The organism is Brevibacillus sp. RS1.1 (genome assembly GCF_013284365.1).
Taxonomy (GTDB): Bacteria; Bacillota; Bacilli; order Brevibacillales; family Brevibacillaceae; genus Brevibacillus; species Brevibacillus brevis_D.
Map to the genome: position 1 here is coordinate 341,668 of NZ_JABSVA010000003.1, position 17,988 is coordinate 359,655.

The 17,988-nt window shown below is 46.1% G+C and carries 16 protein-coding genes and 1 pseudogene; 6 read left to right on the forward strand and 11 right to left on the reverse strand.

Going from position 1 to position 17,988, the window contains the following annotated elements:
* Positions 1 to 107 precede the first annotated feature (107 nt).
* From HP570_RS11910 to HP570_RS11920, 3 genes are read left to right on the forward strand one after another with little or no spacing between them, the layout of a single operon-like run.
* On the forward strand, positions 108 to 1,712 hold the full coding sequence (locus HP570_RS11910; RefSeq protein ID WP_173625909.1) for an SWIM zinc finger family protein: 1,605 nt from the start codon (positions 108 to 110) through the stop codon (positions 1,710 to 1,712).
* On the forward strand, positions 1,709 to 4,567 hold the full coding sequence (locus HP570_RS11915) for a DEAD/DEAH box helicase (protein WP_173625910.1): 2,859 nt from the start codon (positions 1,709 to 1,711) through the stop codon (positions 4,565 to 4,567). The genes HP570_RS11910 and HP570_RS11915 overlap by 4 nt, the downstream gene beginning before the upstream one ends.
* Before the next feature lie 7 nt (positions 4,568 to 4,574).
* Positions 4,575 to 4,712, forward strand: coding sequence for a hypothetical protein (locus tag HP570_RS11920; protein WP_173625911.1), 138 nt, complete (start codon positions 4,575 to 4,577; stop codon positions 4,710 to 4,712).
* A gap of 87 nt (positions 4,713 to 4,799) precedes the next feature.
* Here HP570_RS11920 and HP570_RS11925 read toward each other — a convergent pair whose 3' ends face one another.
* From HP570_RS11925 to HP570_RS29615, 6 genes and pseudogenes are all read right to left on the reverse strand, one after another.
* Positions 4,800 to 5,582, reverse strand: coding sequence for a Fe-S oxidoreductase (locus HP570_RS11925; protein WP_173625912.1), 783 nt, complete (start codon positions 5,580 to 5,582; stop codon positions 4,800 to 4,802).
* 24 nt (positions 5,583 to 5,606) lie between these two features.
* On the reverse strand, positions 5,607 to 7,352 hold the full coding sequence (locus HP570_RS11930) for an ABC transporter ATP-binding protein (RefSeq protein WP_173625913.1): 1,746 nt from the start codon (positions 7,350 to 7,352) through the stop codon (positions 5,607 to 5,609).
* Positions 7,353 to 7,549: 197 nt separating this feature from the next.
* Positions 7,550 to 8,026 (reverse strand): annotated as a pseudogene (locus tag HP570_RS11935) (P1 family peptidase); the annotation flags it as partial.
* 194 nt (positions 8,027 to 8,220) lie between these two features.
* Entirely contained in the window at positions 8,221 to 8,787 is a 567-nt protein-coding gene (locus HP570_RS11940) for a DUF3221 domain-containing protein (protein ID WP_173625914.1), read from the reverse strand.
* Positions 8,720 to 9,088 (reverse strand): chymotrypsin family serine protease, encoded by a 369-nt coding sequence (locus HP570_RS11945; protein WP_173625915.1) that lies wholly within the window; start codon positions 9,086 to 9,088, stop codon positions 8,720 to 8,722. The genes HP570_RS11940 and HP570_RS11945 overlap by 68 nt, the downstream gene beginning before the upstream one ends.
* Before the next feature lie 109 nt (positions 9,089 to 9,197).
* Positions 9,198 to 9,380 carry a hypothetical protein gene (locus HP570_RS29615; RefSeq protein WP_254495252.1) on the reverse strand — a complete coding sequence of 61 codons (183 nt, stop codon included), beginning with the start codon at positions 9,378 to 9,380 and terminating at the stop codon, positions 9,198 to 9,200.
* A gap of 279 nt (positions 9,381 to 9,659) precedes the next feature.
* Here HP570_RS29615 and HP570_RS11955 point away from each other — a divergent pair, with 279 nt between their 5' ends.
* The 3 genes from HP570_RS11955 (at position 9,660) to HP570_RS11965 (ending at position 12,459) form a co-directional block, all read left to right on the forward strand.
* Positions 9,660 to 10,616, forward strand: coding sequence for a SulP family inorganic anion transporter (locus HP570_RS11955; RefSeq protein ID WP_173626146.1), 957 nt, complete (start codon positions 9,660 to 9,662; stop codon positions 10,614 to 10,616).
* 213 nt (positions 10,617 to 10,829) lie between these two features.
* Positions 10,830 to 12,041 (forward strand): MFS transporter, encoded by a 1,212-nt coding sequence (locus tag HP570_RS11960; RefSeq protein WP_173625916.1) that lies wholly within the window; start codon positions 10,830 to 10,832, stop codon positions 12,039 to 12,041.
* 262 nt (positions 12,042 to 12,303) lie between these two features.
* Positions 12,304 to 12,459, forward strand: coding sequence for a hypothetical protein (locus HP570_RS11965; protein WP_167497593.1), 156 nt, complete (start codon positions 12,304 to 12,306; stop codon positions 12,457 to 12,459).
* A gap of 444 nt (positions 12,460 to 12,903) precedes the next feature.
* Here HP570_RS11965 and HP570_RS11970 read toward each other — a convergent pair whose 3' ends face one another.
* From HP570_RS11970 to HP570_RS11990, 5 genes are all read right to left on the reverse strand, one after another.
* Positions 12,904 to 13,443, reverse strand: a complete 540-nt coding sequence (locus HP570_RS11970) for a GNAT family N-acetyltransferase (RefSeq protein WP_007727333.1) — start codon at positions 13,441 to 13,443, stop codon at positions 12,904 to 12,906.
* 761 nt (positions 13,444 to 14,204) lie between these two features.
* Positions 14,205 to 15,158, reverse strand: coding sequence for an NADP-dependent oxidoreductase (locus HP570_RS11975; RefSeq protein WP_173625917.1), 954 nt, complete (start codon positions 15,156 to 15,158; stop codon positions 14,205 to 14,207).
* Between the two features lie 14 nt (positions 15,159 to 15,172).
* Complete coding sequence (locus HP570_RS11980) at positions 15,173 to 15,502, reverse strand: winged helix-turn-helix transcriptional regulator (RefSeq protein ID WP_064199646.1); 330 nt, start codon at positions 15,500 to 15,502, stop codon at positions 15,173 to 15,175.
* 28 nt (positions 15,503 to 15,530) lie between these two features.
* On the reverse strand, positions 15,531 to 16,505 hold the full coding sequence (locus HP570_RS11985; protein ID WP_173625918.1) for an LLM class oxidoreductase: 975 nt from the start codon (positions 16,503 to 16,505) through the stop codon (positions 15,531 to 15,533).
* A gap of 79 nt (positions 16,506 to 16,584) precedes the next feature.
* The gene (locus HP570_RS11990; RefSeq protein ID WP_173625919.1) at positions 16,585 to 17,796 is read right to left on the reverse strand and encodes an MFS transporter; all 1,212 of its coding nucleotides are present in this window, start codon (positions 17,794 to 17,796) and stop codon (positions 16,585 to 16,587) included.
* Between the last annotated feature and the right edge of the window lie 192 nt (positions 17,797 to 17,988).

A 17,988-nucleotide genomic window follows, 5' to 3' on the forward strand; every position in this document is an offset into this window, starting at 1 on the left:
ATAGCCCAAACCATTTTATTGCCCCTGTGAACACACGCATCTTTTTCCATTCTCCGCATTTTGGGTTATAATGGAGGGATGACACTTCGTTCGGAGGATCTGACTACATGTTGCAAAGAGAGTTGACTCGGGAACAAGCGATACAGGTAGGCGAGCAAATCCTAATTGCCGTCGAAGGACACATTATTGAACGGGGCTATACGTACTTTTCAGATGGCGTCGTCTTTAATACACGCGTAGAACAAGGCCAGTATTTGACGAGTGATGTTCAAGGTTCTGAGGTGTATCATGTTCGCCTCGATATGGAAACGGTTCAAAACAGTACGTGTACCTGCCCTTATTCGCGTATTTGCAAGCATATTGCTGCCACCTTTTTTCAGATGTACAGTGTGTTCGAGAATCCTCGTACATTTTTGACCCGCTCCCAACAACCAAGGCGAGCTACTTTTTCTCCTCATCTGCTGATTCCTACTTATAAATACAGCCATACCGCTCCTGCTCAGCAGGATACAGCGTCTATTTCCTCGGCTCTTACCGCGAACAGCTCCGTCAAAGAATGGTGGGTATTTTTTGAGAGCTGGACACGCAATCTGTTTGCGGCCATGGAATCGTATCGGGCTTCCTCTGAGTTATTATCGAGCTACCAAAATGTGCTGAGTGTTGCTGCCTCGTGGCCGAAGGATCGGGCACAGCTCTTTGTCATTCATGCCAATCTGTTTCATCTCATGAAGCTTACACAATACGTCAAAACGTACCGCCAATCATATTGGTTCCTGGATTTGGTTCAGACCGCCGAGCGGTTATTGGACCAATTAGAAGGGACATTGTACTTCGCGGATATCCCAGCTCTCTTGACTCACCATCAGGATGCTATCGTCGATACACTTCAACTGACGAAGGAATTGAAAGAAAACGAAGCCACCTCTCTCTACTGGATATTCGCCTATCAAATGTTATGGTGGATGCTCTTGAAGAAGCCAGAGTGGATGCAAGAAGAGATCCATGTGCTGGATCAGCTTATTAACAATGAAAACAGTTCTGCCGCCGAAAAGGAAAAAGGACTGCTGCTCCGTGCCCACTTTCATGTGCTGGAAAAGGAGGACGAAGCTGCTCTACAAATCTGGAAAAAAATGAGCCGCTTGAACCTCTCCTTCTACTTGTCCTATATGAAATCATTCGCTCGCAATGGCGAATGGCAACGATTTCTCGATTGGACTGCTTCTTTAACGTCCTTAATCGGTCAAGCGGAGACACAGCAATACCGTCTCGTTATCGCCATTTGGCAGGAAGCGATGCAGCGAGTGGGACGATCAGCCGAGTGTGGCGCCAAGCTGAAGCAGTTCTTACCGAGTAGTTATCACGAATATGCCGCCTATTTATATGAAGAACGACAGTTTCAGCAATGGATTGATTTGCAAATGTCGTTTCAAGTGCCCATGGCAGACATCTCGATCGTGCAGGTGAAAGAAATCGAGGAAACCGAACCGACTCTGCTCTTCCCTTTTTATTTGCGTGAGGTGAACAGACTCATAGCGGAACGTAATCGAACGGCCTACAAAGAAGCGATCAAGCTCATGAAAAAAGTAAGGACGATTTACAACAGAGCCAACCAAGATGCGCGCTGGGAACGATACGTGGAACAATTATCTGCCAAACATAATCGGTTACGTGCTTTTCAAGAAGAGCTAAGGAGAGGAAATTTCAACTTATGAATACCGTCACTACATTGGTTCTAGATGGAGAGCTTTTGGCAGACGGACAATTCTTGATTACTGGCAAAGACACACAAGGAGCTGTGGTCGATCCAGAAGAATTGGCAGGAACACTGTTTGCGTGGGATGAGTCATCTTATTACGGAACCTTCCTGGACAAAAACGAGCAAGGCGTCTTGCTTAGTCCTGCCAAGGCCCTCTCCTTTTTCGTCTCCCCCCAGTGGCTTTTGCATCGGACCTATTCATCCAGCACGCCATTTGAACAATTTACGCATGTAGCGGGAATGATCCGTGATACGCTCGCACAAGGCTCCCTTGCCCCTGATTTTTCTTCTTGGAAAAAAGGACAAATCGGCTGGAGAGCCCTGCATACTCCCGTCGATTTTCCGGAGTACGGCCATAGGTGGCTTTCGCTTGTCGTGGAGGAATCCTTGCAAGGCACTGGTGAGATTGGACGAAAGTGGGAGCAGCTATTGACGCATTACCCGGCTCTGTACGTCATGGGCGCCGAGCTTTCTCCACACCTTCAGGAACAGGAATGGTTGCAATCCATAGGCTGGCTGCCAGATACGACACCGTTTCGCACATGCTTGCAAATCATCGAGGCCGAGGAGCACACCAATGACTGGCAACTTCACGTGTATTTGCAGAATCGTGAAGAGCCAGATCAGTTATTTCTCATTGAACCACACCAGTTGACGGCTGAGGGAGTAGCTACCGCTCGCATCCCTGCTGACTGGCGTGAACACTGGAATCGTTTTCTCACGGACCTAGCCAAATGTAAAGAGATTCTCCCTTGGCAAAAAGACACCCAGGAGAATCAAAGCCGTTTTCTCACCCGACTGACGAACGAGCAAGCATGGATCTTTTTGACCTCGAGCAGTTTACAATTAGTGCAAGCTGGTATTCACGTCTTTTTGCCAGCATGGTGGGAACAAGTGCGTCGGGTAAAACCGAAGCTAAAAGCCAAGATTACAACCTCTGTCGGGGCTAGCAGACAATCGTTCCTGGGTGTCTCCCAGCTCATGGATTTTGAATGGAAGCTCGCCTTGGGACCTGTAGAGCTCAGCGAAGAGGAATTTGAGGAACTCATTAAACAAAAGCAGCGCCTGTTGAAAATTCGCGGGCATTGGGTGCAATTGACTCCCGATCTATTCTTGCAGCTACAGGAAGCGCTCAAGAAAAACCAAGCGAAAAACGGCATGTCCCTTCGCGATGTCATGAGAATGCACCTCGCCCCCACTGTGGAGGTTGAGGAGCTACCCGATGATGAGTTCGATTTCGACACTTCTCTAACGGTTGAAGTTCAACTAAACCAGCATTTGCGAGAGCTGTTGAATCAATTGCAAGAAACAAAGCGCATTCCGATCATGGAGCAGCCATCTACTTTTCACGGGACGTTGCGCCATTATCAGCTAGAGGGCAGTTCGTGGCTGTTCTTTTTACGCCGCTTTGGATTGGGAGCTTGTCTGGCTGATGACATGGGATTGGGAAAAACGGTTCAATTTATTACGTATTTGCTTCATGTCAAACAACATGGCCCTGCCAGTACTCCTTCTCTCTTAATCTGCCCGACCTCCGTCATAGGCAACTGGCAAAAAGAGCTGAAGCGCTTCGCCCCCTCTCTGCAGGTGATGATTCATTATGGTAATGATCGCCAAAAAAAGGAGGCCTTTTTGCCAGCGATCAAGGGAGCAGATCTGGTGATTACCTCCTACGCCCTGTCCCATTTGGATGAGCAGGAGCTAGGAATGGTTACATGGGATACGATTTGTCTCGACGAGGCGCAAAATATTAAAAACGCCTATACAAAGCAAGCATCTGCTGTACGCGATTTGAAAGCATGGCATCGGATCGCTCTCACAGGCACTCCGATCGAGAATCGTCTGAGTGAGCTCTGGTCCATCTTTGATTTCTTGAATCCCGGCTACTTGGGAAGTCTCGGGGAATTTACCCAGCGCTTTGTCCATCCCATCGAACGCGACCAAGACCAGCAGCTCATCAATCAAGTGCAACGACTCATTCAGCCTTTCCTGCTCCGTCGCGTGAAAACCGATCCGAACATTCAGCTAGACTTGCCGGACAAGAATGAGAGCAAGGAATACGTACCGCTGACTACCGAACAAGGCGCACTTTATGAGACAGCGATTCAAGATATGTTTGATCGAATGGAAAAAGCCTCCCCTATGGAACGGCGCGGTCTGATTCTAACGACACTGACACGTCTCAAACAATTGTGTGACCATCCTGAGCTCATTTTGAATGAAATCGCAACAACAGATGAAGCCAGTCGTTCGCACAAATTGGAAAGACTGCTGGAATTGGTGGAGGATATTCGCCAAAAGAAAGAGCGTTGTCTGATTTTTACCCAATACATCCAAATGGGCAATATGCTTCAACGGGTGCTGACGCGAGAAGGCTATGGACCTGTCTACTTCCTAAATGGAGCCACGAAAAAAGAAAAACGCGATGAGATGATCGCTCGTTTTCAAGACCCGACACTTCCGGACGATGAACGCGGGGCCATCTTCATTCTTTCGTTGCGCGCGGGTGGAACTGGCTTGAACCTGACGGAAGCCAACCACGTCATTCACGTAGATCGCTGGTGGAATCCTGCGGTAGAAAATCAGGCCACTGACCGTGCTCATCGCATAGGACAGCAGCGCAATGTTCACGTCTACAAATTCATTTCACTCGGGACAATTGAGGAACGCATCGATGAAATGATGGAGAGAAAGCTATCGTTGAGCCAGCAAATTGTCGGGACGGGCGAAAGCTGGATCACAGAGCTATCAACGGAAGAGCTGCGAGACTTGTTCACCCTGCGCCATGATTGGCTAGATACGAAAGGATAGATGGAGAATGGAGCGAGCGAAACAAAACGAAGGCAATTCCACTTTGCGTCGTCCAACAGAAGATCCCAAGCTGCCCGAGGCATGGCTTCGTTTTTTGGAAGCTGTTCAACAGCAATTTTCCGATAACCAAACAAAGAAAGAGTAAGTGTGAAAAACCCAAGGCCTGATCCGGTTATGGACCCTAGCCTTGGGTTTGATTTTGTTAGCAAACCCTCCGCAAAGGGAGGGTCAGCTACGTACGAATTCTCATCAGAGCTCGCTCTTCTTCTTTTATCCGCGGACAGGTGTAGCAATACTTTTGCTCCCCCGTCTTATAGTACAAGCAGCATTGATTCTTGATCCGAACTTTCCCTTGCGGATCACGCATATCCTCAATCCAGCGTACTTTCACGCGAAATGGATTTTTTTGCAATCCAAAGCTCTCGCCTTCCAACTGATTACAGAGGACATCGTAATCAGCCTTCACTTGCTCCTGGATGCTATCCTGTTCTACCAACGCCACAAAAACATCCATATAGTAATTGAACCTGGTTGGGAACTGTCCCCAAAGCATCGCTTCGGGGTTTCCTGTTACCTTTGCAAGCGTCGTGAGCAATGGGTGCAGGAAATCTTGGAAATACGCACGATAGTATTCCTTCAGCCAGATTGCACGCTCTGCTTCACTGGCAGGCGCTTCTACGATCTCATATGCCGGGATCACAAAGGCGAATTGCGGATAGTCATCCTCATAAAACAATTCAATTGTCATATGATCCAGCGTCATGATAAGTGCACGATTCCAGACAGAGATCATGTACGAAAGGCCAAGAGAAGGGCTCGTGAGCCAACTGCTGATGTAAGTACCAGCAGCAGTCAGCTCGTGTGCCTTGATTAGCGGAGCATAGATTTGAACAAGCTCATTCATATGTGTCGGGTCTACCAAATCTCTTGCCTTCATCGAAAATAAGGCGTTGGGTCTTGATTTTGAAGTAATGGTAAACCGTTGTGCAATAAAATCGTCATCCCATTCTAGCATCACGAACTCCCTCTCTATTCATGATCAAGAAAAAACACTGTTTGACTGGTCGAGGTACGTGCCGAACTGTGCTTGATACAGTCTGCTATAGATGCCTTCGCGAGCCAAGAGCTGATCATGACTTCCTTGCTCTGTGATGCCTTGTTCCGTTACAACGATGATGCGATCTGCATTTTTAATAGTAGCCAGTCTGTGGGCGATCACCAATGTCGTACGGCCTTTGGACAATTCCTGCAAGGACTGCTGGATCGCCGCCTCCGTCTCGGTATCGAGTGCAGAGGTAGCTTCATCCAAAATCAGGATTGGCGGGTTTTTCAAGAACATGCGCGCAATCGCCAGTCTTTGTTTTTGACCACCGGACAATTTGACTCCGCGTTCACCAATGATCGTCTCCAGACCAGCAGGCTGAGAACGGATAAACTCCTCCAGCTTAGCCAGACGTGCTGCTTCCCAGATCTCTTCCTCCGAAGCATTCAGTTTTCCATACACGATATTTTCACGAATCGTCCCTGAAAAGAGGAAAACATCTTGCTGAACGATCCCGATTTGGCTGCGCAATGACGCCAACGTGATTTCGCGAATATCCATCCCATCAATGGAGATGCTGCCCCCGTCGACCTCATAAAATCTCGGCAAGAGGCTGCACAACGTGGTTTTTCCTGCTCCAGAAGGACCTACAAACGCAATGGTCTCGCCCGCCCGGATGTTTAAATCAATGTTTTGCAAAACAGAAGACTCTTGGTCATAGCTAAACGAAACACTCTTGTACGAGATATCGCCCTTCAACGACTCTACCTGGATCGCATCCGGAGCATCTGCAATATCTGGTGCTGTGTCCATGATTTCGATGTAGCGCTTAAAGCCGGCAATCCCTTTTGGATAGCTCTCGATAATCGCATTAATTTTCTCCAACGGACGGAAAAATACATTCGTTAACAGCAAGAAAGCGATAAATTCACCGTAGGTCAATTCACCTTGAATCACAAACCAGCTGCCGCAAATCAGGACGAACAAATTGACTAAACGCATCAGCACGTAACTGACGGAAATATTTTGGGCCATGATTTTGTAGGATAACAGCTTCGTGATCCGAAAACGCTGGTTGTTCTCTGCGAATCTTTTGTTTTCAAATTGCTCGTTGGCAAACGCTTGTACGACACGCATTCCGCCTACGTTGTCCTCTACACGTGCGTTGAAATCTGCCATGTCACCGTACAGCCGATGGAACGCTTTCGTCATTTTACGGTTGAAGTGAACAACGAAGAATATTAAGAGCGGAATCACCAAAAACGTAAGCAGCGCCATTTCTTCGTTAATATTAAACATCAGGAGAAAAGCACCAATCAGCGTCATCACGGCGATAAACAAATCTTCCGGACCGTGGTGAGCCACCTCCCCGATCTCCATCAAGTCATTCGTTAGGCGAGATAGCAAATGCCCCGTCTTGGTATTATCGAAAAAGCGGAACGAGAGCTTTTGAATATGGTCGTACAGCTTCTTGCGCATATCCGTCTCGATATTAATCCCAAGCATATGTCCCCAGTACGTGACGACATAGTTCATCCCGGAGTTCAGACCATACAAAGCCAAAAGTCCAATGCACGCCCACACGATCATGTTCCAATCCTTGCTCGGAAGTAGTTGATCGACAACCATATTCACTGCAAGCGGAAATCCCAGCTCCAACAAAGCAACGAATACTGCACACGTGAAGTCGAGGATGAATAATCCACGATAAGGCCGATAGTAAGAAAAAAATCTGCGAAGCATTGAAGCAGCAACTCCTCTCTCTCAAGAACAACATCGTATCAAGTGTTTGATTTTGAAAATCATTTTCATTATATATGGATTTGTCTTTTATATCGATGCTTTATTGGAATTTTTTTCTCGCCGAGCACATTGGCACAAAAAAACGGCTCGAACCTCCTTGACCATCAAGGAATGAGAGGTTCGAACCTGAATTTCACTTAGTGCAAATCTTGATAAGCAAGCGCCCCACCCTCCCCTTTGGCAGAGAGGATCGCATTGACGACCGCTTCCGCCAGCACTTCTACACTCAGCGTCCCGACGAGATTGACCGAAGCATCCACGCCCCCTGTAGCGATGGCAAAAATCGTATCTCCATCACTCATCGTGTGAACCGGATGAATCATCTTAGCGAGTCCATTATGCGCCATTTGCGCGACTTTATTCGCTTGTACTTTGTTCAAATTCGCGTTACTCGCAACTACCGCGATGGTAGTGTTTGTCCCTGCCGGAACCGGGGGAGTTGCCGTATCGATCAGCCAAGACAGGCTATCGCGGATATTGCCATCCTCTCCCCTCGCTCCTGCCAAAATTTCTCCTGTGAAGGGTAATCGCACTTCTCCGACGGCGTTCACCGCTACGATTGCACCTACGACAAGACCATTTGGCAGACGGCGAGAAGCTGTTCCAAGCCCACCTACTTTGATACTGAGATTGTGTGCTGTAAATAGATCAACATCTTTTACACATTTCATGATGTTTTGAACCCATTCTTTACAGTTGCTTGCCTCTTCTTTTGCCTTACATTTCGAGTAGGCTCATCTGTCCTTAAGCTCTCAATTGGTAAATTATACTTCTCACTTACATACTCTGTTGCAGTAGGGTACAAATTTTAAAGCTCTTTTACTTCTCCAGTCTGTGCATTGATTTGTAAAATAGTATCTGTTTTATGATCATAGTCGGTTGCTTTTATCAGCCAATGATCTTTCTGTCCACTTGCACTTTTAATAATGATTCCATCATGATGTGTGCTCTTTAAGTAATTGATTGCGTGTTGAATCGCACTTTTTTCATCCATTTGATTAATAGGATTTTTGCTTTCTTCATTAATTACAAGTTTACTGAGTTCTGCGCCACTGGGATAAGATTGTGCTGATGGTGTTGTTGACCATGTAGATACTGTGTGACCAACTTCGATTTCATCATACGAGATGTTATTCCCCTTGCTATCGAGGAATACGGCTTCTTCTTTTGGGAAATACCACTCTGCTGCATAGAAGTTCTCATCGCTCGTCTTGGTTTCATCATTTTCTATAACTAAGAGACCTTTTTTTTCAAAATCTTTTTCAGTTACGTATCCTGTTAATGCTTGCTTTTCAACATCCTTGTGATTAGTTGCACATCCAGTTATAAGTAATGCTGCAATGATTAATATCAAAGTTTTTTTCAATGTGCTCATTTCCTTTCTTATTCCCCCTCCAATTAATTGATTTCAACGTTCCACACTTCACTCTTTTCATTTGACTTCCTGAAATGCAAACTGTATCTCCGATGGTTTCATCCCTTGTTCTCTGAACCTCTGTAATAGTATTGTATTCTGATTTATAATTTCCAAAAACATAGTAAGTAGCATCATCAGATCCGTTTGTTAGTTCGATGAGTGCTGCATCCACACTACCACCGAAATTAAAATCTCCGGTTTTCCCAAACCTTGCTCTTCCTTGCTCAAATCTATGTTGTTTGTGTAGATAATCCAACACTACTTAAGCCTATTCTCATTCTTAAAAAACTGGGCTTCAAGTATATATGAAATATCAGCTTCATCTTGTTCAATTTTCAGAAAATAGATAGAGAGATACTGATATATTCTTAATTATTGTTTCTTGGCAAGTGTGTTTTTTCCAGCCTATTAATCACCCTTTTGTGCTTGGCACCGCCGATCGATAAATTAAAAATAACCTCAGCTGGAATGATGAGGAGGACGCCCATCCCGACATTGTAGCCTTGGCCCTGTTCTTCCATATAACGCATGGCTCCACTTGCTGCATCCAATCTATAGGCACTCCCCCTGTTTAAACGATAGCATTGACTTCCTGGACAGAATTGATCGGATTCAACAAATCCGTGTCTCAGGTCCCCCCCTCTGCACTTTTAATCGGAAAGTCGTATATCCTTTTGCCTTTTTACCGTTTCCCTAAAAAAAGGATGGCGAAGATGACTCCTCTTTACTATAATGAAAAACTGTGAAAAACGGCCCCGACTTTTCTGAAAGGGGAAAGTCACGATACGATACAGAAATGAGGAACAGTATTGAACCTTCAACAACTAAAAATGGAATGGTTTTCGAACGTACGTGCTGACATGCTAGCAGGTATTACGGTTGCACTTGCCTTGATTCCGGAAGCCATTGCTTTTTCTATTATTGCCGGCGTCGATCCAATGGTTGGATTGTACGCTTCCTTTTGTATTGCAGTCACCATTGCATTTGTCGGGGGAAGACCGGGCATGATTTCCGCTGCTACAGGTGCGATGGCGTTATTAATGATTACTCTGGTCAAGGAGCATGGCATCGAGTATTTATTTGCGGCGACTGTTCTGACCGGTATTTTGCAACTGGTACTGGGTGCCTGTAAAATCGGCAGGCTGATGACCTTTGTCCCCCATACCGGACAGTCTGTTATCAATGTGAAATCAGGTGGACGTGGTCGTCTGTCTACCTTGGTTGCAGGGATTTTTCTCTTGTTCCTGATCCTGGTCCTTGTAGACGTTGTCAAACAAATCCCGATGGCTGCCCTCGTCGGTGTCATGGTCATGGTATCGATTGGGACGTTTAACTGGCAGTCCATACGTGACCTGCGGAAAATTCCTGTTGGGGATGCTGTTGTCATGATTACTACAGTGATCATCGTCGTCGCTACGCACGATTTGGCAAAAGGGGTCATTTCTGGTGTGATCCTGAGTGCGGTTATATTCGGCTGGAGGATGGCCCGCTTGCATGCCACCTCCTACGAGAGCGATATGGGCGAAAAAGTGTACACCGTCTCGGGTCAACTGTTCTTCGGTACCATGACACATTTCGTCGACCAGTTTTCCTTTCAGGATGATCCCCAGCAGATTTTCATTGATTTTTCTCGTTCCCACGTCTGGGATTTGTCAGCTGTTACGGCTATCTCGAAAGTCGTAGAGAAATACAGACAGCTGGACAAATTCGTCGTCATCACCGGACTTAATGATGAAAGTAAGCGATTGATTGATCGTGTGGGTATAAGCACACCTGCCGGACATTAACCTGCTGTTTACATGAAAATCCCCTAATGAGTACAAGAGCTTCATCTCTTGTCGTCAGGGGGTTTTCTTTTGTCCGAATGAAGTCAAGGTTTCCTCTTATTTCATTTTTGCAATAGTCCGATCATATTTCCGAATTGGTCAGCAGTAAATTGCAGTGCTAGAATGATCAATAACAACATTCCTGCTTTTTAACTGCAAAGGTTGTGACAGAAGATGGAATTTTCATGGAAACGTAATTTGATCGTCTTATGGATTGGGGTATTTTTTTGCAGCACCGCCTACTCCATCTCCATCCCTTTCCTGCCCATCTTCCTCCATACTTCACTGGGGGTCAATGAGCATCTGGAAGCCTGGTCCGGCATCTCGTTTGGCATCACGTTTTTAGCAAGTGCACTCATCTCGCCATTTTGGGGCTCTCTCGCGGACAAATATGGACGAAAGCCCATGTTGATTCGCTCTGGATTTAGCCTCGCTTTGTTGTACTTTTTGACGTATTTGATTACAGACCCTTATTTGTTTCTTGTGTTACGGATCTTCCAGGGCTTGCTTGCCGGCTACGTACCTGCTGCCATTGCGCTGGTAGCGACGAATACACCAGAAAAAAGCGTCGGGTACGCACTGGGGATTATGGCGACTTCGGGAGCAACAGGAGGAATCATCGGTCCATTGGTTGGCGGTGTCGTCAGTCACGTATGGGGAAACGCGGAAGCTTTTATATTTTCAGGATTTGTCGTGCTCGTAGCAGCGCTGATCGCTACTTTCTTCGTGAAGGAAACGAACTTGAACCGCTCCGGCAGTCGCTCGAGTGTACGAGAAGATTTGCGTGCTGCGATGGCAAACCGCCCGTTGATGTCCATACTGGGTATGAGTCTGATGGTCACGATTTCCGTTATGCTTCTTGAGCCTTTATTAACCGTGTATGTCATGCAATTGGGCGCTTCGCAGCAAGACGCATCCCTTAGCTCCGGCATCATTTTTGCGGCAGTCGGCATCGCGACGGTCATTGCTGCTCCACAATGGGGAAAGCTCGGGTCAAATATCGGCTATTCCAAAATCTTGTTCATCGGCTTAATGGGTGGAGCCGTCGGAAATTTACTGCAATTTTTCTTCACCAATCTGTATGGATTTGGCATTTTGCGATTCGCGTACGGACTGTTTTTTGCCGCTGTTTATCCGTCGATCAACGCCATGATTGTGAAAGTCACAGAACCAGAATTTCGCGGCAGGGCGTTTAGCTTGAACCAATCCTCGACGCAGCTCGCGACCATGATGGGTCCAATCATTGGCGGTTTTCTCGGAGGACTCATCCCCATTCGGTTCGTATTTATCATCAATGGTATCGCGCTGTTGATTACTGCCATCGTGATTCGATCCAAACGATCACAACTGGTCGGACAGCCGTTGAAGCAACGGAGCATCAGCTAGCTACGAAGTAAGCTGGGTAGCCTGATCACATGCGAAAACTCCCTCCCAAGCGTACAGGTGAGCACCTGACGATGACAGAAGGGAGTTTTTCACGTGATCCCGCCTTTTCTTCCACGATTGTATTCGCTACAATAGTAAGTACTTTGAATGCGAACAGAAGATTCTGACAAGTATAAAGTCAAATTACATACGCCATGGAACGACCTGCATATTCCGATTTGACGAGACCACTCATTTAGTCTGGGGAAAGGGGAACACGTACATGTCGGGTAAAACGGTGATCTTGCTTATTTTGATCATCATTGGGCTGATCTGTGTCAATCTGTTTGTCTCCAACGGTTTCATTCGCCTGTTTGCCATCGTAGGAATCTTAGGGATTACTTTTGTTCTGCAGGGGGCCGTGATTCGAAAGCGGTGAAGAGCGGACGGCTACCAGTGAAGGCGATCTACACCGTCACGCTGGCTTTTTCATAAAAACAGCAGCGGGCTCGGTTGAAAAATCGAATCCTAGCCCGCCGCTGTTACATTCCCACCTTACTCGCTCTTTTCCTGTGAGTTATCACAACAACTGTCCTTAAACATCCTGATATTACTAATGATTTTGAACTGGCATTTTTTCAAAAACACTTGTAATCAGGTAAGCAATTTACACTGATCCCTTTCTTTTCCCCCTCGACTTTTACTGAGCAGCATTACTCTACAAACGGTGAAATAAAATCAACCGCCAACTGTGACGGTTGATTTTATCTAGGGCCTGTACGCAAACTTATTTCCTTAATTTACAGTTTGCGTACACACCCTAGTTGATCGAATACCAACACCCCTTCTTTTACAGGGGTGTTGGACTAACTTGAAGGCCCCATTAGTGTTTCCAATGCAGCACTTCATCCGGATTGGCAACATTTCGTCCGTAGTATTGGTGGGCGCGGAAGTTGTGGATCTCCTGACAGGCCTTGGACATATTCCCGAGTACGACTTCCTGTGGTAAATCATCGTGCGGACTCCAGTAATAGATTTTCATTTCATATGTCTCACCATTTTCTTCTTCCCAGCTGTATTGAATGCGGTCCGCTTTCACAAACCCGTTCTTTTGATAAAAATGGACTCTCTTGATGGAATCTTCATCATTTCGATCGATAGGTTCTACCTCCAGAATGATGTCTTTCCCTCTCTTTTTGAGTGTCTGGATGACCTTGGTACCGATACCTTGTCCACGCGTGGCAGGATTGATTAGGAGGTAATCGATGAAGATAAACGTCGGAAACTCCGCGTACAGCAAAAGAAATTTGTCTGTATCGACTTTGTGGTAAATGTCTGTTTCCCTGATAAGCGCCTGAATTTGTCCTTCCTTTTTCATTTCATATTCTGGAAAATATTCATTTAATCGGTCATACCAATCCATGAGACATTCCCCCACTTGATCACTCGTAATGATATCTTTAGCTTATACAGAATTGCCCAAAACCACTCAGGCTCAATTACCGGAAGAATGTCAAGACCTTAATATTCTAAAGCAGGAATCTACTGAAGGTTATATATTATAACTACAAGGGTCACACGTATATGACTTGAAAACTGGCTGGCGACACGAAACGTACTACCATTCTGCGACACAAATGGGTTCAACAAGCCAGTTTTTAGAATCACATTTTTCGTTTGTGTCACTCGACACCCATTATCCCCATAATTAATTGACATCGCTTTCCCCCTCCATTTAACTACGGGTCACCTGTATAGAATAACTCGGTACTATTCTGTGGAAACGATTCTTAAATATGCAGGTTTATTCTAGATGACAATGATGAAAAACAGCATGTTTACAGTTATGAAACTTCTATCTGAGATTAAGATTTATATTCATCTGTGAAGGAGAGACACTAAAATTGACTGAGAAGAGAAAAATGAAGACGGAGAATAAAGAGTTGATTGGTTTGAAGGATTAGACTTGTTTAACATTATTTACTCTTATAAACAGATTCTTATTTTTTGGGGGACCACAAACGTGTCAATGCAAACCCGACATTATAAAAAGTTCAAAAAAACCTGTTATGACAACGGTTTGTCATAACAGGTTTCAGATGTTATTTGTCACTTTTCCTTATAATCAGGTGACATACTTAAATATAAGCAGTGAAAACATCAATGATAAATCACATTTCCCCATCATGAATGGACGAGCACAATCTTGCCACGCACCCTACCCGTTTGACTAAAGAGATGCGCATCTCGAACCCCTTCAAGCGTCAATGGATATACCTTCGTCAAGATAGGCTTTACGTTCTTGGCTTCCACTAGCGCACGGATATGATTCAGATTTAGCCCATCTGGACGCGTGAACACAAAAGTAACATCCAGCTCTCGTTCATTCTCAACCGCATCAGCGAACGAAGGTTTCTTGGCATCACGCTCGCTAATAATGGTTGCCACTCTTCCTTGCCGCCTCATAAATTTTATAGCATCACCATACGCTTCTCCACCCAGCGTGTCCAACATGAATGAAAATTTTGTAGAAGTATGAAGTGGTCCTTGATCATAAGCAATGACTTCATCTGCTCCCAGCTCACGGACAAAATCGCTATTTTTGGAGCTGGTTGTCGTAGCCACATAGGCACCTAGCGCTTTTGCTAGCTGAATCGCCATGGAACCGATCCCGCCGCTTCCCCCCAACACCAGGACTTTTTCTCCCGCTTGCACCTTCCCTACCTCTACTAATGCCTGCCAAACCGTTAGTCCGACCAGTGGTAGCGAAGCCGCTTCCGCATACGACAAACCACGTGGCATCGGGGCTACGATATTCGCCGGAACGACAATTTCATCTGCGTATGTCCCTTCCCTTTCCAGCTCTGGTCGGAAGAAGACATCGTCCCCGATTTGAAAATCCTGCACATTCGTACCGACAGCCGTTACCGTGCCCGCCGCATCCCACCCTAAAATAAGTGGCAGTTCAAAAGGAAAATCTGCTTGTAACAGTCCTTCCCGCACCTTCCAATCCACGGGATTTACCCCGCTCGCTTTTATGGAAATGAGCACATCGTCCGGCCCGATTGGTTTTGTTGGCCATTCCATTTCAGTTAATTGCTGGATACCACCGTATTGCTTCATGCCAATTCCTCTCATCGAACTTCCCCTTTTCATTCGACTACTTTTCGCAATTGGTTTTCGATGTGACTCTCTCCCCATTCACACATGACATCCAGAACCTTCGACAGGGTCTTGCCGTACTCCGTCAAGTCATACTCGACGCGCGGGGGAATCTGCTGATACACATTGCGGGTAATGATATTGTCCGCTTCTAATTCTCGCAGTTGCTGCGTTAACATTTTTTGCGTGATGGCAGGCATTGCGCGTTTCAATTCGCTTGTCCTCTTTGCCCCTTTTGCCAACAAGCAGAGGATCACTACTTTCCATTTTCCTCCAATAACTTCCAATGTTGCCTCTACAGGGATATTGTATCGTCCCATATCCTCCCCTCCTCATACGAAGATGTAGTCAAACCCGCTCCGTTGCGTCGATATGAGCCGGGAAATAAGGCAATACTTCTTGTCCAAGCTCATCAATGACCTCGTCAATGGGACGCTGGCTAGGGAACAGGGCGAAGAACAAATGATTGACGCCGACCTCTTGATACATGGCCAGCAGTTCTAAAAGCATTTTTCTGCCGACTCGATACCCTAATCGAATCGGCGTGACCGACTCATCCGGATCTTCCGCTAGATCCAAGTGAAGAGGCTGAATAAACGGCTTGAATACACCTGGATGATATTTCTGGACAAGTTCTCTCCATTCTTGGATGGCATGTGCTTGATTGAATGGATCACGCGGGTAATAAATCCAGCCATCTCCGTTTTGCGCAAACCAGTCCATCGTTTGTTGACTGTACCCCGTGATAAAGGTAGGAATGGGCGAAGTCGATTTAGGCACAAGATTCGCTCCATTAATCATACCGTATGGCGAGTTGATTTTTGGGAAATCCTCTGCCATAACCTTCTGCAAGTAGTCGTAGCCATCGCGAAACAGCTCCGCACGCTGTTCATGCGGCACATTCAGCCCATGAAAATCAGCCCGTCTGTCCCCAGAAGAAATTCCCATCATCAAACGTTGGGGAAACAAATTTTCGATGGTCGCTGTCTCTTTTGCCACTCGCAACGGATGCCGCAGTGGAAGCACGATGCTCGAGGTGCCAAAAGCGATTTTTTTGGTTTGCGCAGCCAAATAGGTTAAATAAATCATCATGTCATAAATTTGCCCGGTTGCAGGGTCACCAAAAGCAGGGTCCTGCAAAATCACATCGCGCAGCCAGATTCCAGTAAAGCCGTAGTCTTCTGCTGCTCTGACGAGTTCAACCTGGCGCTCCATTGTCGGCGCTTCCCATTCGTATGCCTCCAGCGGAATGTGAAATCCTAACGTCATCTTTCCTTCTTGGAACATTCGCTGAAAACCATAGTGACCGTCGAATTTGCTCATCGATGCTCTCTCCTTCTATGGTGAATTTGGAAACCACCAGCGGACACATGCTTTGATCCGCATCCGCGTCTTTGTTCGATTAACGACGAGTTTTTTCCAGCTTGCTGCTGATCACCGTGAGTAATGCTGCACCTAACACCATCACTCCGCCGACCCATGGTGTATGAATCAGGCCAATCGTATCGACGATCATTCCTCCAACGAGGGCTCCAATCGCAATGCCGAGATTGAATGCCGCAATGTTAATGGCAGAAGCTACATCAACAGCACTTGGCACGTATTTTTCAGCCAACTGCACGACATACACTTGTAAGCCCGGTACGTTCATAAAGGCCAAGAGGCCCATTAGCATAATCGTAAGGGTTCCCACCCATTTGAACGGAGCGGTAAATGTTAAGATGATCAGAATGATCGCCTGGACGATGAACATCCAGCGCAGTGCTTTTATCGGATTCTTGTCGGCCGCTTTTCCTCCGACCGTATTTCCAATCGCTACCGCAATCCCATAAACGAGTAGAATCAAACTGACGGCGCTCGCCTGATAACCTGTGATTTCTTCCAGAATCGGACCTAAGAACGTAAAGGTTACAAAGGTACCGCCGTAGCCAAGAGCCGTAATGGCAAAGACAAGCAACAGTGGCAAGTTTGTAATAATTTTCACTTGGTCTTTAATAGAAGCTGGCTTGGCATTTTTTAAATTGCTTGGTACCAGAATCGCTGTCGAGATAAGTGCAATCACGCCAAGAATGGCCACTCCCCAAAAAGTCGCTCTCCATCCAAACATTTGACCAATATACGTTCCCAAAGGTACGCCTGTAACGGTTGCAACAGTCAGACCTGTAAACATCGTCGCAATCGCACTGGCACGCTTGTTTTCTGGCACCAAATCGGCTGCAATCGTCGAACCGATGGAGAAAAATACACCATGAGAAAACGCGGTAAAGAAACGGGCAATGATTAATATCGCAAAGCTACTCGATAAGGCTGCCGCACTGTTTCCGACAACAAAGACAATCATCAAAAGCATGAGTAGCGCTTTGCGTGGAATTCGACTTGTGAGTGCTGTAATAATCGGTGCACCAATGGCTACCCCTAATGCATATCCAGAAATAAGAAGTCCTGCTAAGGTGATTGTTACTTTCAAATCCTGTGCGACAGTAGACAACAAACCGACGATAACGAATTCAGTAGTCCCGATACCAAATGCACTGATTGCGAGAGCAAGTAAAGCAAGAGTCGATTTTTTCGCACCAGTTGCTTGCTGCTTCACATTGGATGTAATTGTGCTCATCTAAGTTGTATCCTCCCTTTATTTTTCTTGCCGTTCACAAAGCAGGGCCCTTACTTATCATGATTGGCGAATATGTTGGTTCTGAATGCTATTATGTCTCATGCCTCACTTGATAGGAAGTACGTACTTTCAAGTATCATAGGCACCAAAAAGTACCTTACACCAATAATCAAGCAATAAAAAAAGCCGGGA